The sequence below is a fragment of the Streptomyces sp. AcH 505 genome (assembly GCF_000818175.1).
Classification (GTDB): Bacteria; Actinomycetota; Actinomycetes; order Streptomycetales; family Streptomycetaceae; genus Streptomyces.
Genome location: NZ_JTIY01000001.1, coordinates 4,585,427 through 4,588,378 on the forward strand (window position 1 = coordinate 4,585,427; position 2,952 = coordinate 4,588,378).

General features: G+C 70.0%; 4 protein-coding genes. 3 read left to right on the plus strand and 1 reads right to left on the minus strand.

What is annotated here, in order from left to right; genetic code table 11:
* The first annotated feature begins 213 nt into the window (after positions 1 to 213).
* Together HY68_RS20970 and HY68_RS20975 are read left to right on the plus strand one after the other, a co-directional pair.
* Positions 214 to 420: a hypothetical protein gene (locus HY68_RS20970; protein WP_041991096.1), complete on the plus strand. Its 207-nt coding sequence runs from the start codon at positions 214 to 216 to the stop codon at positions 418 to 420.
* 91 nt (positions 421 to 511) lie between these two features.
* Positions 512 to 1,030, plus strand: a complete 519-nt coding sequence (locus tag HY68_RS20975) for a histidine phosphatase family protein (protein WP_041991098.1) — start codon at positions 512 to 514, stop codon at positions 1,028 to 1,030.
* 111 nt (positions 1,031 to 1,141) lie between these two features.
* On the opposite strand, the gene serB is transcribed toward HY68_RS20975, so the two are convergent.
* Positions 1,142 to 2,377, minus strand: coding sequence for a phosphoserine phosphatase SerB (serB, locus tag HY68_RS20980; protein WP_041991100.1), 1,236 nt, complete (start codon positions 2,375 to 2,377; stop codon positions 1,142 to 1,144).
* A 174-nt stretch (positions 2,378 to 2,551) separates the two neighbouring features.
* On the opposite strand from serB, the gene HY68_RS45370 reads away from it, so the two are divergent.
* Positions 2,552 to 2,952 (plus strand): FHA domain-containing protein (locus HY68_RS45370; protein ID WP_241778782.1); only part of this gene is annotated, 401 nt, incomplete at its 3' end.

Sequence of the window (2,952 nt, forward strand, 5' to 3'; positions counted from 1 at the left end):
ACGTGATCGGGGCGAGCCCGGGATGAACGGTGGACCCGTGGGCGCCCCGGAGGCGAACCGAGCCCTCAAAAGAGGGGGGGTTAGCACCACCACCCTTAGGGGGGCAGGTTCAGGGTTGAGTGGGTGGGTCACCGGATGGGCTCCGGAGGTCATGATCCGTAGATTCGGACCCATCGAATCGCAGACCCACCCCGCAGCCCACCGGAGGCGGCCATGACGGCCCCAGCGCACCCCCGATCCGCCCGTCCCGCCCAGGGCAGCACGGAGATCAGGCTGCCGTGGTGGGCCATCGCCCTGCCCGCCGTCGCCTTCGCCGCGCTGCTGCTGCTCATGACCGGTACGGGGCAGGCCGAGGCGGCCGCAGGCGATCCGGCCGTCGGCCGGATCCTGGCGCACCTCTTCCAGCTCCTGACCCCGTGACGACCCCGATTTCCGGGTGTCCCGCGACCTCTCCCGTGGAGCCCGTCAACACCCTGCGCCCGGCGGCGCATTTCATGCGAAGCTGGGGTGCATGAGCGTCGATACACCCCGCAGGATCGTCCTACTCCGGCATGCGAAGGCCGACTGGCCCCAGGTGTCCGACCATGAACGGCCGCTGGCCGAGCGGGGCCGCCTGGACGCCTCGATGGCCGGACGCAAGCTCGGTGAGACCGGTATCCCCTTCGACCTGGCAGTCTGCTCGACCTCGGTCAGGACCCGGGAGACCTGGAAGCTCGCCGTGCACGAGATGCCGCACCGGCCCAGGACCGTCTACGAGGAGCGGCTGTACGACGCGTCGCTCGGCGACCTCCTCGCGCTGATCAACGAGACCGCCGACGAGGTGCGGGATCTGCTGGTCATCGGTCACAACCCCGGCATGCACACGCTCGCCGACGCGCTGTCCGGCGGCTCCGAGGGTGACGCGCTCGCCCGTATGACGCAAGGCGGCTTCCCGACCGCGGGATTCGCCGTCGTCGGCTTCACCGGCACCTGGAAGTCGGTGGAACACGGCGTGGGCAAGCTCGTCGACTACTGGGCACCGCACGACTGATCAGCGGCCGCTGACCCCTGACATCACCCGGCCCCGGCGCGGACGATCCGCGCCGGGGCCTCGTACGTCCGCAGCCGGCCGGTGTACTGCCGGTGCATGGCCGGTCCGCGCTCAGTACTCCTCCGTGACACCGTCCTCGTCGTCCGCCGTCTCGACCTCGTCGCGTGTGATGCCCAGCAGGTACAGGACGGTGTCGAGGAACGGCACGTTCACCGCCGTGTGCGCCGCCTCGCGCACCACCGGCTTGGCGTTGAACGCGACCCCCAGCCCCGCCGCGTTCAGCATGTCGAGGTCGTTGGCGCCGTCGCCGATCGCCACGGTCTGCGCCAGCGGCACCCCCGCCTCGGCGGCGAACCTGCGCAGCAGCCTGGCCTTGCCCGCGCGGTCGACCACATCGCCGACCACCCGTCCGGTGAGCTTGCCGTCCACGATCTCCAGTGTGTTGGCTGCGGCGAAGTCGAGTCCGAGCTGTTCCTTGAGCGCGTCAGTCACCTGGGTGAATCCCCCGGAGACCACGCCCACTTGGTAGCCGAGCCGCTTGAGTGTACGGATCAGGGTGCGGGCGCCCGGTGTGAGCCGTACCTCCGTGCGCACCTTGTCGACCACCGAGACGTCGAGCCCGGCGAGCAGCGCCACCCGCGCGTGCAGGGACTGCTCGAAGTCCAGCTCGCCGAGCATGGCCCGCGCGGTGACCTCGGCGACCTCCGCCTCACAGCCCGCGTGCGCAGCGAAGAGTTCGATGACCTCGTCCTGGATCAGGGTCGAGTCCACGTCCATGACCACCAGCCGCTGCGCCCTGCGCTGGAGTCCGGCGGCGACCACCGCCACATCCACACCGATCTCGGCGGCCTCGGGTGCGAGCCGGCTGCGCAGCTGCTCGGTGGGCGCGCCGGAGACCGCGAACTCGACCGCTGTGACGGGGTACTTGGCCAGTCGGAAGATCCGGTCGATGTTCCCGCCGACCGAGGTGATGCCGGCGGCGATGGCGGCGGTCGACTCGGCCGTCAGCGGGTTGCCGAGCACGGTGACATGCGAACGGCCGCTGCCGCGCGGCCGGTTGTCGCCCATGCCGGAGATGATCTCGGCCTGGAGTTTGAGGGATTCGGTCCAGCTGTGCACGGTGGCCCGCAGTTCGCCCTCGGTCGTGCCGCCGACCGTCGGCGCCGTGATGAGCGCGCACAGGACGATACGGCCACGGGTGACGACCTGCTCGATGTCGATGACGTCGACGGAGTAGGCCGCGAGGGTGTCGAAGAGGCCGGCGGTGATCCCGGGGCGGTCCTTCCCGAAGATCTTTACCAGAAGAGTGGGGACGTCAGCGGTCTGATTCGGCTGCGATGCGCTCATGGTGATCCCACCGTAGCGGGCGGCGCCCCGGGACCGGCCGGCCGTCCCGCGTGCCGGACAAACACGGTATTCGGTGGGCCCGACTTTCCGAGGAAGGGCCGAGCCTGAAATAGTTCCCCCCGATGTTCGCCATCCCTAGACTCCCTGTGATGGGGGTACCTCGGGGGAAAACTAGTGGGGCGCGGAGTGCCGGAACTCGTACTGGAATTGAACGGAAGGACCTGGACTCTCGATCCGTCCAGGTCGTACACACTTGGCCGGGATCCACAGGGGGACCTGGTGATCGACGACGCCAGGGTCTCGTGGCGTCACGCCACCATCAGCCGGGGAGCCCGCAGTTGGGTCATGGAGGACCACGGCAGCACCAACGGCACCTACTCACAGGGCCAGCGCGTGCAGCAGTTGGAGCTGGGTCCCGGCTCCGTGGTGCATCTCGGTAATCCCACCGACGGGCCGCGGATGAGTCTCACGGCGGCCCCGCAGTCGGCGCCGGCGCAGGCCGTGCCGCAGCAGGCCCAGCCGGCTCAGCAGCAAGCAATGGCCCCCGCGGCGCCGCAGGCGGCAGCCACGGCGGC